Genomic DNA, 804 nt, shown 5'->3' with positions numbered 1-804 from the left:
CCGTTCACCGACGGAATCTCAGCCAAGGAGCCCAACTCGTCGGCGAGTTCACTCAGGTCGCCACCTACTGCCACCGCTCGGTGCTCCAGCGCGCCGCGCGTCGTGGCGAGGGAGAAGGCCACGTCCACCGGCCGGAGTTCAGGGTGCTCGGTGACGTACGAGCGCAGTCGCTGCGCCTGCGCTCGCAGACCCTCGGGAGAGGCGCCCGAGACGACCCACGGCACCGCGCGCCCGCTCCAGGACTCACCCTCAGTCGGCTCGGTGGACTCAGTGGGCTCGGGGGCCTGCTCGATGATCACGTGCGCGTTGGTGCCACTGAACCCGAACGACGACACCGCCGCCCGCCGCGGCCGTCCCGACTCCGGCCACGAAACCTCCTCCCCCAGCAACCGCACCTCACCCGCCGACCAGTCAATGTGCGGCGACGGCTCCTCCACATGCAGCGTCCGCGGCAGGACGCCCTCCCGCAACGCCATCACCATCTTGATCACACCGCCCACACCGGCCGCGGCCTGCGCATGCCCGATGTTCGACTTCAACGACCCCAACCACAACGGCCGCTCGGCGGACCGACCCTGGCCATAGGTCGCCTGCAACGCCTGTACCTCGATCGGGTCGCCCAGCGACGTACCCGTACCGTGACCCTCCACCACATCCACCTGCGCAGGCTCCAGCCCCGCGTTGGCGAGGGCCTGCCGGATCACGCGCTGCTGGGACGGACCGTTGGGTGCGGTCAGACCGTTGGACGCGCCGTCCTGGTTGACCGCACTGCCCCGCACCACCGCAAGGACCGGGTGACCCAGC

Annotated in this window: 1 protein-coding gene; it reads right to left on the bottom strand. The window is 70.3% G+C overall.

The features are described 5' to 3' along the window. Nucleotides 1-804 (bottom strand): ketoacyl-synthetase C-terminal extension domain-containing protein (locus tag K7854_RS37265; RefSeq protein ID WP_308112614.1); only part of this gene is annotated, 804 nt, incomplete at both ends.

Source organism: Streptomyces hyderabadensis (genome assembly GCF_020404845.1).
GTDB lineage: Bacteria > Actinomycetota > Actinomycetes > Streptomycetales > Streptomycetaceae > Streptomyces > Streptomyces hyderabadensis.
This window is presented reverse-complemented; position numbering and strand designations above follow the sequence as displayed.